The sequence below is a fragment of the Mesorhizobium sp. LNJC394B00 genome (assembly GCF_000502555.1).
In the GTDB taxonomy this organism is placed as follows: domain Bacteria; phylum Pseudomonadota; class Alphaproteobacteria; order Rhizobiales; family Rhizobiaceae; genus Mesorhizobium.
On record NZ_AYWH01000009.1, the window covers coordinates 139,568 to 155,695 of the forward strand.

Here is a 16,128-nt window from a genome sequence, read left to right on the forward strand (position 1 = left end):
GGGCAATTACTCACTTGGTGTTAATTATGTCAAGCCGGATTCGATGCTGCAGCGCAGCACACGGGGCAGGTGCGACATTGCGCGCGTAGAGGATATTGAATGGATTTGGGAAGCTGTTTGCACGGGATGTGAGAGCGGGTTGATGCCGACCCATCGCAACCCAATCATGGGCCCAGCCCGTCAGCCGTGGGACGGGTAGCTTCCCACGGAATATTCGAAAACCCTGCCGTCGCGTGTTTGCTTGGCTCTGGTCAGCACTTCCGTCACCTGGATCCAGCTGGGCTCGTCCTTGCGCAGCCTAACTTCCCGGCCGATTACCTTCACGGCAGCTTGAAACGGCGTAAATGCTTCGATCACGTGCGTCGTGCGCACGGTGTTGTTTTCGATTTCTTCGACGCGATAGACTTTCATCAGCCGGCTGATCGACCCTGTTTCAATCTGCAGACGATTGATCCTGCTCAATTGGGTCGTCACAAGCACAAGCCTATGCCGGGCGAGTGATATCGACAGCGTTTTTGTCAAGCTTGGTTAACCGAGTGGCCCGATCGCAGCTGTTTGTCCGCGAAAGCGAGCATTCGTCGCGGATCCATGGCTCGCTTTGCATCTCGGAAATCAATCCGCGAATCGCTCGCCCTCAGGCGCAGGCGATCTCGGCCAGGATCCAGTCCCGGAAGGCTTTTATCTTCGGCACGTTGCGACGCGCCGTCGGGTAGACCAGCCAATAGGCGTGGCCGTCGTCGCCGACCAGGTCGAAGGGCTGGATCAGGCGGCCGGCGGCGAGCTCGGTCTTGAACAATGCGGTGGTCAGGATCGCAACACCATGGCCGGCGATGGCCGCGTTCGCCTCATAGGCCTGCGCGCCCATGCTGGTGCCGGTGCGCCTGGCAAGTTCGTCCGCCGGGACGCCGGCAAGGGCGAACCATTCCCGCCACCAGATGTCGCCGGGATCGAGAATGGGCAGCTTGAACAGGTCGGCGGGTTCGTGGACGCCACCTATGGTGGCAGCGAGTGCCGGGCTCAGCACCGGGGTGAAATCGGCCTTGAACAAAAGATGGGTCTCCACTCCAGGCCACTTGCCGCTGCCGGAGCGGATAGCGATGTCCATGTCCTCGCGGGCAAAATCGATCACCCTGTTCGAGGTATCGACGCGCACCGCCAGCGACGGATGCGCGACCTGGAAGGAGCCGAGATGCTGCGCCAGCCAGTTCGAGGCAAAGGTCAGCAGCGTCGAGACGCACAGCACACCATCGGCGCCCCCACGCGCGGCGGAGTAGGCGCTTGAGAGCAGGCTGAACGCCTCGCTGACGGCGGGCGCCAGGCGCTGGCCGGGTTCGGTCAGCACGATCTGGCGCGGCTGGCGCAGGAACAGCGGCGAACCGATGCGCTCTTCCAGAAGCTTGATCTGATAGCTGGCCGCGGCCTGCGTCATGCCGAGTTCCTGCGCGGCCTTGGTGAAGGAGAGATGCCGCGCGACGGCTTCGAAGACCCTGATGGCCTGCAGCGGCGGCAACTGGGCGAGCTGTGGTGCCTTGAGATCGGGCATAAGCCCTCCTTATGGGTCGTGATCGACGTTTGATTGGCGGCAAGAGCCAATCAGGCCGATATCTGGTGTCAACGATCAATCAAGTTCAAGCATAGCGGAGGCTGAAGATCATGACCACGGTACAGCAAAAACTCCATTCCACCCCGGCGCAGAGCTGGTTTTCCCTGCTGGCGCATGAATTCTCCCTGCTTGTGCACCGCCGGCGCGGCTACATCGACGTCCGGGAGCTGTCGCCGCATTTGCAGCGCGACATGGGCTTCCTCGACGGCAACGACCCGTCCGGGCGCTGCAAATAACGTGTTGGATTTTATCGATGGGCTGCTTAATTGGTAATCAGGCACCGTCGAGCAGGGCCGTGGCGGTCCGCTCGTCGGTGATGAGGCCATTGACCAGCCGGCGGTTCACCGCGGCCAGGATGCCCGGCAATTTGCGCTCGCCCATGGCGAGCGCAATGACCAGCGACTTTTCGCGTGACGGCAAGGCTGCCGACGATACCCGGTCGTTGGTGATGCCCTCGATCATGCGGCCTTCCCGATCGAACACCCAGCCGACGATCTCGGCGACGCCGCCAGCCTTTTGCAACGCCTTCAACTCGCTTTCCGAGATAAAACCGTCCTCGTAGAGCGGCGCCTTCGGGCCGAGATCGCCGATGCCGACAAAGGTCACGTCGGCTTCCGCGGCCAGCGCCAGCGTCGGTTGGATCATCGGCTGGGCAAGCAGCATCTCGCGCTCTTCCGGCGACGAGGCGATGACCGGCAGCGGCATCGGGAACGAGCGCGCCTTGACCCGGTCGGCCATGGTGAAGATGACGTTGTAGAAGGCGGCCGAACCGTCGGGCGAGATGTTGCCGGTCAAGGACACAACCTTGTGCTGCGAGCATTCCATCGGCGGCAATTGCTCGATCGCCGCCTTCAGCGTGCGGCCGGTGCCGATGGCCAAGACGATGGGCGTCGGTGACCGCAGCCGCCGCTCGATCTCGGCCGCAGCCGCCTCGGCAATGCCGATCGTGGTCGAGGATGAGGTTGGATCGCTCGGCACCACTTCGACGAGGTCGAGCGCGAAGCGTGACTTCAGTCTAGCTGCGAGATCAAGGCAATTGGCGATCGGGTGATCGACGCGAACCTTGATCAGCCCCTCCGACACCGCCAGCGACACCAGCCGCTGCGCCGTCTGCCGGGAAATGCCGAGCGTGGCGGCGATCTGGTCCTGGGTGTTGCCGGCAACATAATAAAGCCAGCCGGCGCGCGCTGCCTCGTCCAGCCTGCTGCTGCCGCCGTCTTGCCGCGAATTCAAAATGTGCCTCCAGCCCTGCCCCTTTGCCCGCCCTTAGGCGAAGCGTCATAGTCTTGCAGGGAATGTGTCGGCGCGCAATTGTCTATCGGCAGGGCAATTGCTTGCTGCTTCGATCCGGCCGCCGCGCGGCAACCAACCAAGCGAAAATCGCCAGCGGACGGGCTCGGCGGTTTATCTCCTGATACAAACGCTTTAAGGGGATCGGCAAAAGGAGCCTCGCATGACGCCGAAAGCGGTTTTCTGGGATATGGACGGCACGCTGGTCGACAGCGAGCCGCTGCATGAGGCGGCCTTGGTGGCGGCGCTGCGCAGCGTCGGTATCACGCCGCCGGCCGACCTGCATGAGCGGGTGCTGGGCGTCGCCGCCGCGCCGGTCTACGAGATGCTGCGCAGCGAGTTCGGCCTCGACCTGCCCTTCGACGACTGGATCGTGCGCAAATACGATCACTACATGCCGATGGCAGAGACGCTGAAGCCGCGCCCCGGCGCGATCGAAGTGTATAACGAATTGCGCGCGCTCGGTGTGCAGCAGGCGGTGGTGTCCAATTCCGACCGGGTGATCGTCGATGCAAATCTGAGCGCCGTCGGGCTGATCTATCCCGGCATGCGCACGATCAGCCGAAACGACGTGCGCGAAGGCAAGCCGCATCCCGAACCGTTCCTGCGCGCCGCGTGGCTGGCCGGCGTCGATCCTTCAGACGCGGTGGCCGTCGACGACAGCGTTACCGGCGCCACATCAGGCCTGGCCGCGGGGATGCGGACGATCTTCTGGCCGGAAGCGCCGATGGCAGGACCCAAGGGCGCTGTCGTGATCAACAGTGCGGAAGAGTTGCGGGCTCAGTTGGGACTCTGAGTGAGCCTATGAACGTCGGCGCTGCCCTTCATCCCCCTGCCGGGACCTTCTCCCCGTGAACGGGGAGAAGGGTGAACTCATTCAGCTCCGGTACACCGGCTCTTCCTCGTCGAGGATCGCCTTCAGCTCGGCAAGGTGACGCTCTGCCTGGCCGGGATAGTCGTCCATCTCGCCGGCGGCCTTTTCGGCAATGGCATCGGACAGCGTGCGCAGCGGACGGCCGGTCCACAGAGCCTTGATGTAGGTTTCGGCGGCGCGCTCGAAATAGAACATGCGGTTGAAGGCGTCGGCGACGGTGTCGCCGATGACCATGACGCCGTGATTGCCCATCACCATCACTTTGACCTTCGGGTCGGTGAGCAGTTGCGAGCAGCGCTCGCCTTCCTCCTCGAAGGCCAGCCCGCCATAATGGGCATCGACGACGTGGCGGTTGAAGAACATGGCCGAGTTCTGGTCGATCGGCGGCAGAGTCGAGTCGGCCAGCGATGCAAGCACAGTGGCATGAATGGAATGCACATGCATGGCGCAGTGCGCATGCGGCACGTTGCGGTGAATGGCGCCGTGCAGACCCCAGGCGGTCGGGTCGGGCGCATTCGGGCCGGACAATGTCTCGGGATCGTTGGCGTCGATCAGCAAAAGGTCGCTCGCCTTGATGCGCGAGAAATGCACCTGGTTGGGGTTCATCAGGAATTTGCTGCCGTCCTCGTTGACCGACAGCGAGAAGTGGTTGGCCACGGCTTCATGCATGTTGAGCCGCGCCGTCCAGCGGAAGGCGGCGGCCAGATCGACGCGCTCCTCATAGTAGGGCAGGTTGGTCAGCGGCTCTTTCTGCAAACGGGCGATGCTCATCAAAAATCCTCCATTTCCCCGAGAATGCCGCGCCCAATGCCGACCAGCAACCGGTAAGTACTGGGTCAGGCCGCCGAGCGGGCCGACTGCAGCCCGCCATGTTCGACGATGAAGTCGATGACTTCCTGCAGTCCCTTGCCGCGCGATAGATCGGTGAAGCCGAACGGGCGCTTGCCCCGCATTCGGGCGGCGTCGCTCTCCATGACATCGAGGTTGACGTTTACATAGGGCGCCAGATCGCTCTTGTTGATGACCAGGAAATCGGAACGGGTGATCGCCGGCCCGCCCTTCCTGGGGATTTCCTCGCCCTGGCAAACCGAGATGACATAGAGGGTCAGGTCGGCAAGGTCCGGCGAGAAGGTGGCGGCAAGATTGTCGCCGCCGGATTCGATGAAGACGATGTCGAGATCGGGGAATTTCCTGTTCAGCCCGGCGATCGCCTGCAAATTGATCGAGGCGTCCTCACGGATGGCGGTGTGCGGGCAGCCGCCGGTCTCCACGCCGACGATGCGGTCCTCAGGCAGCGCCTGCAGGCGAGCCAGCATCATGGCGTCTTCCTTGGTGTAGATGTCGTTGGTGACGACGGCGATGGAGAAATCGTCGCGCAGCGCCTTGCAGAGCTTTTCGGTTAGCGTCGTCTTGCCGGAGCCGACGGGACCGCCGATGCCGATGCGCAGGGGACCGTTGGCCTGAGTCATAGCGAAAAATCCGTCATGCCGAAAAACTCCGTGATGGCGAGGATGGCGAAGCTGAGTCCGATCAACAGGCAGAGCGGCGAATAGAAGCTGACATCGAGCCGCGCAAAAGGCTGTTCCGGCGCCAGACGGCGCCACCACGGCGTGAAGCCGGCAATGCCGCGGCCGAGGAAGACCAGCCCTATGAGCAGCGCTGTGGCGGCAAGGCCTTCCCTTGGAAAGGGGGTGGCGAAGACCCCGGTCAGCGCCAGCGGCCACAGGGTTGCGAGGCACAGGCACGCGGCAACGGCGAAACAGGCAAACGGCGTCGGCATCTCGTCGACGCCGCGAAAGCCGACGACGGCGTGGGCGCAGGAGACGCCGTCCCTGCCCGGCCAGATGCCGCCAAGGCCCCAATAGACATGCAGCGCGGTGATCAGCAGCAGGACGGCCGAGAGGGCGAAGGCGAGGACGATCATGAGCGGAACAGCCTGGAATACTGCGTCTCGTGCTTCATCGCCATGATGTCGGAGATGAAGGCGCAGCCGCCGAGATCGTCCAATGTCGAGCCGGCGGCGCGCGCGGCCGTCGACAGCGCCAACGGCTCGAAGCCGGCGAGCAAGGCCATGGCGTCCGTCTGGCCGACGATTCCGAGTCGGATCGCCGCCTGGACGAGGTTGGAGAAGAAGGCCTGCAGGAAGGCCGACATCGCGTCCTGAATCGCGATGCCGTTGCCGCCGGCAACGGCGCCGACGGCGACACAGTAGGCGCATTCGGCCGGCAGGCGGCCCAACACCGGATTCGCCCACGCCGCTGCCGCTTTCAGGAAGGCGGCGCCTTGCAGCATGGTTTCGGTGTGACGCTCACGCGAGCCGGCCAGCGCTTCGGCGAGATCGGCAATTTCATGGAGATCGCCGCCGTCGCGGGCGCGACGCCAGGCTTCCGTGAAGAGCACGGCGTCGTTCCAGCCCGAGCCCATCTCGACCAGCGTCTCCAGCCAGAAGGCGAGGCTGGCGGTATCGGCAACCAGCCCGTCTTGCCCGGCGCGTTCGAGACCATGGCTGTAGGCAAAGCCGCCGACCGGAAAGGCCGGCGACAGCCACGCCATGAGCCGCAGCAAAGCGATGCCGGATGGCTGGTCAGTCATGATCGTGATGATGCCCGTCATGGGAATGGCTGTGCGAATGCGACTCGCTGTGTGCGTGGGAACGTCCATCATGGGAATGCGCTTCGGCGTGCGCATGCGCATGGCCATGATCGTGACCATGCGCACCTTGGGCGGAATAGGCGCCGCGCACCGGCTTGAACGGTTCGGAGACTTCGCGCACCGTGGCGCCCAGCCCTTCCAGCATAGCCTTGATGACATGGTCGCGCAAAATCAGGATGCGGCTGGGCTCGATCGCAGCCGCCAGATGCCGGTTGCCGATATGCCAGGCAAGCTCCGTCAGATGCACCGCATCGCGGGCGCGGATATCATAGACCTCTTCGGGTGCCGCGGTGATCTCGACCTGGCCGCCATCCTCCAGCACCAGCCGGTCGCCATCGTTCAAGGTCACGGGCTCGGGCAGATCGACCAGCACCTTGCTGCCGTCGGCAAGCTCAATGGCGCGGCGGCGCAAATGACGCTCGTCATGGGGCAGGACGGCACGGCCGGATGGGGCCGTGGTTCCGGCAGTGCCGGCAGGCACCACCGAGACGGCGCGCGGGAACTTGGTGAAGTCGGTGTTCAGGTTGAGTTTCATCGCATGGCTCCACCGTTAGCCTGGGCTCTCGCACGGGCAGGCCGCGCCAGGACGCGGTCGAAATACGCGTTGACGCGCTCGGATTCGATCGGAAATTTTCCGGCGCGGGCCCAGCCGCCCATGTCGCCCAACAGCACGTCGACGGCGGAAAACCGGTCGCCCAGCGCAAACTCCCGATCCTCCAGCCGGCCGTCGAGCGCCTTGGCCTCCGAGGCGAAATCGTAGGCGGCGGCGGGGCCGACATCGACCCGCACGTCCTTCGGCAACAGGAAGCGGTGGCGCAGCTTGTTCCACAGCGGCGCTTCGAACTCGGACTGGGCAAAATGCATCCAGGAATCCATTTCGGCGCGTCCGGCCACACCTGGATTGGCGCCCATGCCTTTGTCGGCGTGCTTGTCGGCGAGATAGACGCAGATTGCCGCCGAATCAGTCACCGTCAGTTCGCCATCGATCAGGATCGGCACCTTGCCCGACGGGTTGAGCGCATAGGCTTCGGGCGAACGCAATTTGACCTCGACGAATTCATAGGGCTGCCCGAGTTCCTCGAGCATCCACAGAACGCGGCTGACGCGGGATCCACGCGATCCGATGGCCTTGTACATGGTTGAACCCTCTTTCCTGCGACCCTAAACCATAGCCACTGTTCAGACGATGGTGTCGAAGAGCCGCAGGATGAACGATATCTGATAGATCAGCGTGCCGGCGACGAAGGCGATGTGGAAGCGGCGGTCACGCACCAGTATGGCGGCGATGCACAACACCACGAAAACCGGCGTTCGGAACAGATATTCATTGCCGTAGCGGGCGAAATGCTCGGGACCCTTCAGCAGCGTGTCGACGACGTCGAGCAGATAGGTCGTCGCCAGCAGGCCGAAGAACCAGCCACGGCGTGAATAGAAGAAATCCTCGTAGCTGGTGTAGTCGAGCATCGAATCCGGAAACAGCAGCGCGCACAGCAGGAACAGCGTGATGGCGTAGAAGATCAGGAACAGGTACTTGCCGAAAGTCCAGACCTCTATGGTGTAGAGGCCGAACTCCCACCACCAGAAATGCACCAGCAGCAACAGCATGGAGGCGACCCAGCCGAGGTGCACGGGATAGAGCCTGTACTGGCCGGGATGCTGGACGATTCGCGCCACCCCCGACAGCAGGCGAGCGACGCCAAGTCCGATCACCATGCCCATGACGATGCGGATATGCGGGAAGATGTCGTGGGCGGAGGCTATTTCGGTGACCATGACCTGCTACGCGGTTTCTTTGAGCCGCATATTGCGGTGGGACCGACCGGCTCGCAATGGAATTTGCCGGGTCGATCAAATCGCCCCTCGCCTCAAAACAGGAAATACCGCTGCGCCATCGGCAGCACGGTTGCCGGCTCGCAAGTCAAGAGTTCGCCATCGGCGCGAACCTCATAGGTTTCGGGATCGACCTCGATATGCGGCGTGGCGTCGTTGAGGATCATCGAGTGCTTGCCGATGCCGCCGCGGGTATTTTCCACCGCCACGAACTGCTTGTCGACGCCGAGCCTGCCATGCAGGCCGGACTCCAGCGCCGCCTTCGAAACGAAGGTCACCGACGAGTTGGTCCTGGCCTTGCCATAGGCGCCGAACATCGGGCGGTAGTGCATCGGCTGCGGTGTCGGGATAGAGGCGTTTGGGTCGCCCATCGGGGCTGCGGCTATCATGCCGCCGATCAGCACCATGTCCGGTTTGACGCCGAAGAAGGCTGGGTTCCACAGCACCAGATCGGCGCGCTTGCCGACCGCGATCGAACCGATGTCCCTGGACAGGCCATGCGCGATTGCCGGGTTGATGGTGTATTTGGCGATGTAGCGGCGGACGCGGAAATTGTCGTTGTTGCCGGTCTCCTGCGGCAATGACCCGCGCTGGCGCTTCATCTTGTCGGCGGTCTGCCAGGTGCGGATCGCCACCTCGCCGACGCGGCCCATTGCCTGCGAGTCCGACGAGATGATCGAGAAGGCGCCGATGTCATGCAGAATGTCTTCCGCCGCGATGGTCTCCTTGCGGATGCGGCTTTCGGCAAAGGCGATGTCTTCGGGGATCGACGGCGACAGATGATGGCAGACCATCAGCATGTCGAGATGCTCGGCCAGCGTGTTGACGGTGTAGGGCCGGGTCGGGTTGGTCGAGGACGGGATGACGTTGGGCAGGCCGCAAACCTTGATGATGTCAGGCGCATGGCCGCCGCCGGCACCCTCGGTGTGGAAGGCGTGGATGGTGCGGCCCTTGATGGCGGCGACGGTGTTCTCGACGAAGCCGGATTCGTTCAGCGTGTCGGTGTGGATCATCACCTGCACGTCGTAATCGTCGGCAACCGACAGGCAGCAGTCGATGGCCGCCGGCGTCGTGCCCCAGTCCTCGTGCAGCTTCAGCGAGCAGGCGCCGCCCAGCACCATTTCCTCGAGCGCCGCCGGCAGCGAGGCATTGCCCTTGCCGGACAGGCCGATGTTCATCGGGAAAGCGTCGAAGGACTGGATCATGCGCGCCATGTGCCAGGGTCCCGGCGTGCAGGTGGTGGCCAGCGTGCCATGCGCCGGGCCGGTGCCGCCGCCGAGCATGGTGGTGATGCCCGACATCAGCGCTTCGTCGATCTGCTGCGGGCAGATGAAGTGGATGTGCGCGTCGAAGCCGCCGGCGGTCAGGATCTTGCCCTCGCCGGCGATGATCTCGGTACCGGGGCCGATGATGATGGTGACACCGTCCTGCGTGTCGGGATTGCCGGCCTTGCCGATCGCCGCGATGCGGCCGTCCCTGAGACCTATATCGGCCTTGAAGATGCCGGCAGTGGCATCGACCACCAGCGCGTTGGTGATGACCGTGTCGACCGCGCCGCCGGCGCGCGACACCTGGCTCTGGCCCATGCCGTCGCGGATGACCTTGCCGCCGCCGAATTTCACCTCCTCGCCATGGACGGTGAGGTCCTTTTCGACCTCGATAAACAGCTCGGTGTCGGCCAGGCGCACTCTGTCGCCGACCGTCGGGCCATACATCTGCGCGTAGGCGGCGCGGGTAATTCTAGCCATCAGTCAATGCTCCCCAAACGAGAGTCCGGCCGCAGCCGAACTCCACATCGTCGCCATCCAATGGTCATGCAATGACCCGCTTGGCGACACCTTCTGATCCCATTTGGCCGTTGAGGTGGACGTGCCACCCCAAACCGCCCGTTTGCCAAACCCTTGGCCAAATCGATGAAAGGAAAATACATGCGCAAAATCATCGTTCTTGCAGCCGCCGCCACGCTGGCCTCCGCAACCGTAGCCGGCGCCCAGCAACAGCCCACGCCGCAACCGAAGCCGGCGGCGCCCAGCGCTCAGCCGGCGGCGCCGGCGATCCAGAAGGTCAACATCGTCGATATCAGCGAATTGCCCAAGGCCACCCAGACGCAGGTCAATCAGGTGATCGCCCAGCGTGGCGATGCCGGGCTGCAGAAACTGCGCTCTTCGATCGACGCGACGCCGCAGATCAAGTCGGCGCTCGAAGCCAAGGGGCTCACCTCGGCACAGGTGGTCGCCGCCAGCATGACCACCGATGGCGCGCTGACCCTTGTCACCAAGAAGGCAAGCTGAAAGAAGCGCTTGGCGGGCCGGCACCCGGCCCGCCAGCCCACAGGGAACCTTCGCCCGACAGGAGGCGTTTCGTTCCTTTGGCGCCGAACGGCGTTGCACAGAAAAGTCCACCAGGAGCGAGCAATGCCTGTCTTTGCCGACACCAGATGGCTCCAGAGCCTTGCTGCCTGCACATTTCTCGCAGCTTTCGGCCCGCAAGCCGCGCAAGGTCTTGAAAGCGCTGACGCCGTCAACCGGGCCGACACCGTCAACAGGATCGTCGGCTCCGATGTCCGGCAGGAGGAGGCGCGGACGGAACCACAGACCAACAAGATCATCACCGCGATCGAGCGGACGCGTGAGAACATCGGCGCCGTGCGCAAGACGTCCAAGCTCGATACTGTGGATATCGTCTTCCTCACCGACGCGGCGCGCAGCGAAGGCGGCCCGCCGCCGGCGGTCGAGAGCAAGGTCGAACAGCATCAGGACGACATTGCGGAACTGCGCAAGGAGATCGACGCCAACGCCTTGCTGTTCAACGCCATCGATTCGCGGCGCGTGCTTACGGAAGACGTCCTTGCGGTGGAATTCGACGGCTCGGCAAGAATCGTCATCTACGCGGCGGCCAGGCCGTCGAACTGACCTCAGGGCGCCCGACCCCGTCGATCTCACAGCCTGCCCATGATCTTCTGCTGAAAACCGTAGACCTCGCGTTTTCCTCCGAACGGCACCAGCGTGACGTCCCGCTCTTGTCCCGGTTCGAAGCGCATCGCGGTGCCGGCGGCAATGTCCAGACGCATGCCGCGCGCTTTGTCGCGATCGAATTTCAACCCCTCATTGGTCTCGAAGAAATGGTAGTGGCTGCCGACCTGGATCGGCCGGTCGCCGCTGTTGGCCACCTTCAGCGTCACCGTCGGCAGCCCCTTGTTGAGCTCGATGTCGCCGCTTGCGGTGATGATTTCGCCGGGAATCATCGTTAGCCTCACAAAACGCCGAAGACCAGGCCGCCGCCGACTGCAGCACAAGCGGCGCCAGCGGCGCGGGCAAGCCCGCGAAAGCGCATGCCGAGGCCAAGGCCGGCAGCGATGCCCATGGCATGGAGAAGTGCGGTGGCAACGGCAAAGCCGGCCATATAGTCAAGCCCACCTGCATTTTCCGGCACTTCGGTGCCATGGGCATGGCCATGGAACAGCGCGAACAGGCCGATGATGGCGACTCCGGCCGAGACCGGCAGATCGACCGCCAACGCCACCAGAAAGCCAAGCGCGACGACGGAGGCAAGGATGCCCGGTTCGACGAAAGGCACCGGCACGTGGAGCATGCCGAGCGCGCCGCCGACCAGCATTACGCCGACAAAGGCCAGCGGCCAGGCCCATATCGCCTTGCCGCCCTTGAGCGCCGCCCAAAGGCCGACGGCGACCATGACGGTCATATGGTCGAGGCCGGACAGCGGATGCGCGAAGCCCGCCGCGAAGGACGAGGTGGTGCCGATGCCGACATGGGCATAAGCGGGCATCGCCGCCGCCAGCAGCAGGATCGCTGCAAGCGTGGTGCGTTTGGTTGAAGCAGAGATCATCGGTCTTCCCTTCGAAGTCACGAAAACAATCACGCAGCCTTGCGCGGGCCGCAGCCCTCGGCCTTGAGCACGCGTTGGGTCGAGGCCGGATATTTCACCAGTTTCTCCACTGGGCGGATCGGGCGTGCGGAAAAATTGCCGCCGCAGTTCGGGCAGACGCCGCCCAGCACATGTTCAGCGCAGTCAGCGCAGAAGGTGCATTCAAAGGTGCAGATCAGCGCGTCCGCCGCTTCCGGCGGCAGGTCCTTGTCGCAGCATTCGCAATTCGGTCGCAGTTCCAGCATCGTTTTCTCCTCACCTGATCGGTTCGTGCACGGTCACCAGCTTGGTGCCATCGGGAAAGGTCGCCTCGACCTGCACGTCGTGGATCATCTCGGCGATGCCTTCCATCACCTGCGCGCGGGTAACCACATGGGCGCCGGCCTCCATAAGTTCGGCGACCGGGCGGCCGTCGCGGGCGCCCTCGACGACGAAATCGGTGATCAGCGCGATCGCTTCGGGGTGATTGAGCTTGACGCCGCGTTCCAGCCGCTTGCGCGCCACGATCGCCGCCATGGCGATGAGCAGCTTGTCCTTTTCACGCGGCGTCAGGTTCATGCGCTTTCCTGGATTTGGCCTGGATTTGGCTCAGAGTGACCATAATTTGGGCAGACCCGCCCGCCCGTTGAGCAGTTCGACGAGCGGAACCAGCCGCTTGCGCAGCTGGTAGCCGTCCTCGGCAAACAGCCTCGCAAGAAGCTTGCCAGATTTTTTGACGCTCCAGGCGCTGGCATCGCCGTCGGCGCCGATGATGTCGCGGGCCGCATCGAGCAAGCCTTCGGCCTGCGGCGAAATCATCAGCAGCGTCGCAGCGGCAATGGCGCCGCCGGCGACCGCCGGGCGGCCAAGTGCCGCCGCGATAGCCGGCCCGATGCGGGAATCCTCGGCATGAACGAGCGCACCATCCTGGCGGACACGCCAACGGTCGTGGAAATGGCCGTGCGCGGCCTCTTCGCCCATGGCGAGGCGGCCGAATATGGTGGCTTCAAGCAGCAACGCCTCGGCGCCTGCGGCAAGCTCGACCTCGAGCGTGCGGGCAAAGGCCGAGCGGTCGAAGACGATGGTTTCCTGGGGCAGCCAGGCGATACGCCCGCCCGCGCCGACGCTGAGCTTCACCCGAACTTCGGCGCGGTCGCTAGCGGCACGATAGATCTTTTCGCAGGCCTGGGTGGTTATCGAGGCGGAGGCACCTGGCCCGACATCGATTTCCCAGCCGAGCCGATCGCCGCCGGTCAGACCGCCGGCGGTGTTGATGAGCACGGCTTCGAGCGGATCGGCCGCAACGGCCGGCATGCGGATTTTGGCCGAGCCGTCCTGATAGAGGCGCAAAAGCCGGGTGCGTCCATCCCTGACGCCGCACGCAAGCCGGGCCGCCCCGGCCGCGCGCTGGGCCGGAAGAGCTGGGATCAAGACATGCTGCAACGTATCCACGGCGCTAACGTTAAGCACTCCCGGCGCTTTGTCGATATGGTGCTTGTTGATATAGCTTGTTGCTTGACAGCGTTTCCGTTTCTATAGAGGGAGCCTCTTTGGAACGGTCATGCTGCGCCTGGCGGGTTTTTGAAGGCGACGGCGATTTCAGTCCAGGCAACAGGGGCGCCAACCAATCGGCACCGCGACGTTATAAAATTGGGGAAGGAATCGAATGGCTGACGAGCTGGCAACGGAAATCATCGCCAAGATCAGGGCACATGCGGAGCCCGGTGGCGAAGAGATCACCACCAATACGGAATTGACCGCGCTTGGCATCCATTCCCTGGAACTGACCGAGATCATCTTCGATCTCGAGGAGCAGTACGGCATCGAGATCGAGATGAACACGGTCGATGCCTGGAGCAATCTCAAGAATGTCGGCGATATGGTTGAGGCTGTTCGCGCGCTGATTGCGAAAAAAGCCTGAGCTGAATGCAAAAGCGCGTCGTCATTACCGGCATCGGCGGCATATGCGGGCTCGGCGCCAATGCGCCTGCAATCTGGAACGAAATGCGGGCCGGCCGATCGGCCATCGGTCAAATCAGCAATCCCGGTTTGCATGATTTGAAGGTCAAGGTCGGCTGCGAAATCAAGACGCTGCCCGACCATGGCATCAGCCACAAGCAGACCGTGTCGATGGACCGCTTCAGCCTTTTGGCGACGATTGCCGCGCGCGAAGCCATGCAGCATGCCGGCCTGACATCGACTGAAGCAACCACCTACCGGATGGGCGCGGTTGTCGGCGTCGGCGTCTGCGGCTGGGAGGCGATCGAGGAGAACTATCGCGCCATCCTGGTCGACGGCAAGAACCGGGCCGGCATCTTCACCGTGCCGAAAGTGATGCCGAGTGCGGCGTCCGGCCATGTCAGCATGAATCTCGGCCTGCGCGGGCCGGTGTTCGGCGTCACTTCGGCCTGCTCCTCGTCCAATCACGCCTTTGCCTCGGCGGTCGACCAGATCCGGCTCGGCCGCGCCGATGTCATGGTCGCCGGCGGCACCGACGCGCCGCTGCTCTGGGGCATCCTGAAAGGCTGGGAAGCCCTGCGGGTGCTGGCGCCCGATACCTGCCGGCCGTTCTCAGCCGATCGCCAGGGCCTGTCGCTCGGCGAAGGTGCTGGAATGGCGGTGCTGGAAACCTATGAACACGCCATGGCGCGCGGCGCGACCATTCTGGCCGAATTTGCCGGCGCCGGCCTTTCCGCCGACGCTTCCGATATCGTCGCGCCGACAGTCGAGGGACCGACGGCGGCGATGCGCGCCTGCCTGGCGGACGCCGGGCTCAATCCCGAGGACGTCGATTATCTCAACGCCCACGGCACCGGCACCAAGGCCAACGACCAGATCGAGACGGCGGCAATCAAGCGCGTCTTCGGCGACCATGCCTACAAGCTGTCGGTGTCGTCGACCAAGTCGATGCATGCCCATTGCCTCGGCGCCTCGGGCGGCCTGGAAATGATCGCCTGCGTGATGGCGATCCGCGAAGGCATCGTGCCGCCGACGGCCAATTTCCGGCAGGCCGACCCCGACTGCGATCTCGACATCACGCCGAATGTGGCGCGCGAGCGCAAGGTGCGCGCGGCGATCAGCAACGGTTTTGCCTTCGGCGGCACCAATGCCGTGGTGGCGTTCAAGGCGGTCTGACGGCAAGCGACTGGCCCTGAGCGACTGGCCCTGAATGACTGCGAAGACGGTGTGCGCACCGTCGGCCGGTTGATCGGCAAAGACGCCGAGGATAATCCTTCGCAACCCGCCAAACGGCGCGAGACCGCGCCAAATTCCCGACCGGAGCTTTCGATGACCGACCTGTCCGTCTTTCCGATCACCAAGCGCTGGCCGGCACGCCACCCCGACCGTCTGCAGCTCTATTCCGCGACGACGCCGAATGGGGTGAAAGTCTCGATCGCGCTGGAAGAACTCGGCCTGCCCTACGAGGCGCATCTGGTGGATATCGGCAAGGACCAGAGCTGGACACCGGAATTCCTGTCGCTGAACCCGAACGGCAAGATACCTGCGATCATCGACCCCGACGGGCCGGGCGGCAAGCCGCTCGGCCTGTTCGAATCCGGCGCCATCCTGCTCTACCTCACCGACAAGACCGGCAAGCTGATCCCGGCCGATCCGGCGCGGCGCTACGAGACCATCCAATGGGTGTTCTTCCAGATGGCGGCGATCGGACCGATTTTCGGACAGGTCGGGTTTTTCAATAAATTCGCCGGGCGCGAGATCGCCGACAAGCGGCCGCTGGATCGCTACCGCAATGAATCGCGGCGGCTGATCGGGGTGCTGGAGACGCGGCTGAAGGGTCGAACCTGGATCATGGACGGCGACTATACGATCGCCGACATTTCGATGCTGGGCTGGGTGCGCAATCTGATCGGCTTCTACGAGGCGCGAGAACTCGTCGGCTTCGACGACTTCCCCACCGTCGCGGCATGGCTGGAGCGCGGGCTGGCGCGGCCCGCGGTGCAGCGCGGCCTGACCATTCCCGCCAGAAATTGACCTCGGCCGGCCGAAGCAACCA

At 63.8% G+C, this 16,128-nt stretch carries 23 protein-coding genes; 7 read left to right on the forward strand and 16 right to left on the reverse strand.

Translation table 11 applies throughout. The features are described from left to right. Positions 1 to 180: 180 nt before the first annotated feature. Positions 181 to 462 carry a hypothetical protein gene (locus X751_RS139585; RefSeq protein WP_023745867.1) on the reverse strand — a complete coding sequence of 94 codons (282 nt, stop codon included), beginning with the start codon at positions 460 to 462 and terminating at the stop codon, positions 181 to 183. A gap of 172 nt (positions 463 to 634) precedes the next feature. Beyond that, complete coding sequence (locus X751_RS139580) at positions 635 to 1,543, reverse strand: LysR substrate-binding domain-containing protein (RefSeq protein WP_023671245.1); 909 nt, start codon at positions 1,541 to 1,543, stop codon at positions 635 to 637. Positions 1,544 to 1,653: 110 nt separating this feature from the next. Here X751_RS139580 and X751_RS139575 point away from each other — a divergent pair, with 110 nt between their 5' ends. Further along, complete coding sequence (locus tag X751_RS139575; protein WP_023745868.1) at positions 1,654 to 1,839, forward strand: hypothetical protein; 186 nt, start codon at positions 1,654 to 1,656, stop codon at positions 1,837 to 1,839. Positions 1,840 to 1,876: 37 nt separating this feature from the next. Here the strand turns inward: X751_RS139575 and X751_RS139570 are convergent, their stop codons facing one another. Next, positions 1,877 to 2,836 (reverse strand): sugar-binding transcriptional regulator, encoded by a 960-nt coding sequence (locus X751_RS139570; RefSeq protein WP_023689163.1) that lies wholly within the window; start codon positions 2,834 to 2,836, stop codon positions 1,877 to 1,879. A gap of 220 nt (positions 2,837 to 3,056) precedes the next feature. Between X751_RS139570 and X751_RS139565 the strand changes: the two genes are divergently transcribed. Next, positions 3,057 to 3,689 (forward strand): HAD family phosphatase, encoded by a 633-nt coding sequence (locus tag X751_RS139565; protein WP_023745869.1) that lies wholly within the window; start codon positions 3,057 to 3,059, stop codon positions 3,687 to 3,689. A gap of 81 nt (positions 3,690 to 3,770) precedes the next feature. Here X751_RS139565 and X751_RS139560 read toward each other — a convergent pair whose 3' ends face one another. The 8 genes from X751_RS139560 to ureC form a co-directional block, all read right to left on the reverse strand. Continuing rightward, on the reverse strand, positions 3,771 to 4,538 hold the full coding sequence (locus tag X751_RS139560; protein WP_023745870.1) for a class II aldolase and adducin N-terminal domain-containing protein: 768 nt from the start codon (positions 4,536 to 4,538) through the stop codon (positions 3,771 to 3,773). Between the two features lie 65 nt (positions 4,539 to 4,603). Beyond that, positions 4,604 to 5,236 carry an urease accessory protein UreG gene (gene ureG / locus X751_RS139555; RefSeq protein WP_023671240.1) on the reverse strand — a complete coding sequence of 211 codons (633 nt, stop codon included), beginning with the start codon at positions 5,234 to 5,236 and terminating at the stop codon, positions 4,604 to 4,606. Next, entirely contained in the window at positions 5,233 to 5,691 is a 459-nt protein-coding gene (locus tag X751_RS139550) for a DUF3995 domain-containing protein (RefSeq protein ID WP_023745871.1), read from the reverse strand. The genes ureG and X751_RS139550 overlap by 4 nt, the downstream gene beginning before the upstream one ends. After that, a complete protein-coding gene (locus tag X751_RS139545) occupies positions 5,688 to 6,359 on the reverse strand; it encodes an urease accessory protein UreF (protein ID WP_023745872.1) in 672 nt (223 codons plus the stop codon). Before X751_RS139545 ends, X751_RS139550 begins: the two co-directional genes overlap by 4 nt. Next, positions 6,352 to 6,954: an urease accessory protein UreE gene (gene ureE, locus X751_RS139540; RefSeq protein ID WP_023745873.1), complete on the reverse strand. Its 603-nt coding sequence runs from the start codon at positions 6,952 to 6,954 to the stop codon at positions 6,352 to 6,354. Before ureE ends, X751_RS139545 begins: the two co-directional genes overlap by 8 nt. Further along, positions 6,951 to 7,556: a glutathione S-transferase family protein gene (locus X751_RS139535; protein WP_023745874.1), complete on the reverse strand. Its 606-nt coding sequence runs from the start codon at positions 7,554 to 7,556 to the stop codon at positions 6,951 to 6,953. The genes ureE and X751_RS139535 overlap by 4 nt, the downstream gene beginning before the upstream one ends. 42 nt (positions 7,557 to 7,598) lie before the next feature. Continuing rightward, positions 7,599 to 8,192 (reverse strand): hypothetical protein, encoded by a 594-nt coding sequence (locus X751_RS139530; protein ID WP_023683601.1) that lies wholly within the window; start codon positions 8,190 to 8,192, stop codon positions 7,599 to 7,601. Between the two features lie 92 nt (positions 8,193 to 8,284). Then, entirely contained in the window at positions 8,285 to 10,000 is a 1,716-nt protein-coding gene (ureC, locus tag X751_RS139525; protein ID WP_023689156.1) for an urease subunit alpha, read from the reverse strand. A 177-nt stretch (positions 10,001 to 10,177) separates the two neighbouring features. On the opposite strand from ureC, the gene X751_RS139520 reads away from it, so the two are divergent. Then, the gene (locus tag X751_RS139520) at positions 10,178 to 10,540 is read left to right on the forward strand and encodes a hypothetical protein (protein ID WP_023671233.1); all 363 of its coding nucleotides are present in this window, start codon (positions 10,178 to 10,180) and stop codon (positions 10,538 to 10,540) included. 123 nt (positions 10,541 to 10,663) lie between these two features. Next, on the forward strand, positions 10,664 to 11,161 hold the full coding sequence (locus X751_RS139515; protein ID WP_023689155.1) for a hypothetical protein: 498 nt from the start codon (positions 10,664 to 10,666) through the stop codon (positions 11,159 to 11,161). A 26-nt stretch (positions 11,162 to 11,187) separates the two neighbouring features. Here the strand turns inward: X751_RS139515 and X751_RS139510 are convergent, their stop codons facing one another. The 5 genes from X751_RS139510 to X751_RS139490 are packed head-to-tail and all read right to left on the reverse strand — an operon-like array spanning position 11,188 to position 13,544. Continuing rightward, the gene (locus tag X751_RS139510) at positions 11,188 to 11,493 is read right to left on the reverse strand and encodes an urease subunit beta (protein WP_023671231.1); all 306 of its coding nucleotides are present in this window, start codon (positions 11,491 to 11,493) and stop codon (positions 11,188 to 11,190) included. Positions 11,494 to 11,501: 8 nt separating this feature from the next. Beyond that, positions 11,502 to 12,095 carry a HupE/UreJ family protein gene (locus X751_RS139505; protein WP_023693078.1) on the reverse strand — a complete coding sequence of 198 codons (594 nt, stop codon included), beginning with the start codon at positions 12,093 to 12,095 and terminating at the stop codon, positions 11,502 to 11,504. A gap of 29 nt (positions 12,096 to 12,124) precedes the next feature. Then, on the reverse strand, positions 12,125 to 12,379 hold the full coding sequence (locus X751_RS139500; RefSeq protein WP_023671229.1) for a DUF1272 domain-containing protein: 255 nt from the start codon (positions 12,377 to 12,379) through the stop codon (positions 12,125 to 12,127). 10 nt (positions 12,380 to 12,389) lie between these two features. Next, on the reverse strand, positions 12,390 to 12,692 hold the full coding sequence (locus X751_RS139495) for an urease subunit gamma (protein WP_023693076.1): 303 nt from the start codon (positions 12,690 to 12,692) through the stop codon (positions 12,390 to 12,392). A gap of 30 nt (positions 12,693 to 12,722) precedes the next feature. Beyond that, positions 12,723 to 13,544: an urease accessory protein UreD gene (locus X751_RS139490; RefSeq protein ID WP_081725398.1), complete on the reverse strand. Its 822-nt coding sequence runs from the start codon at positions 13,542 to 13,544 to the stop codon at positions 12,723 to 12,725. A 235-nt stretch (positions 13,545 to 13,779) separates the two neighbouring features. Between X751_RS139490 and X751_RS139485 the strand changes: the two genes are divergently transcribed. From X751_RS139485 to X751_RS139475, 3 genes are all read left to right on the forward strand, one after another. Further along, a complete protein-coding gene (locus X751_RS139485) occupies positions 13,780 to 14,034 on the forward strand; it encodes an acyl carrier protein (RefSeq protein ID WP_023671226.1) in 255 nt (84 codons plus the stop codon). Positions 14,035 to 14,039: 5 nt separating this feature from the next. Continuing rightward, positions 14,040 to 15,248 carry a beta-ketoacyl-[acyl-carrier-protein] synthase family protein gene (locus X751_RS139480; protein ID WP_023671225.1) on the forward strand — a complete coding sequence of 403 codons (1,209 nt, stop codon included), beginning with the start codon at positions 14,040 to 14,042 and terminating at the stop codon, positions 15,246 to 15,248. A gap of 153 nt (positions 15,249 to 15,401) precedes the next feature. Further along, a complete protein-coding gene (locus X751_RS139475) occupies positions 15,402 to 16,106 on the forward strand; it encodes a glutathione S-transferase N-terminal domain-containing protein (RefSeq protein ID WP_023693074.1) in 705 nt (234 codons plus the stop codon). The last annotated feature ends 22 nt before the right edge of the window (positions 16,107 to 16,128 follow it).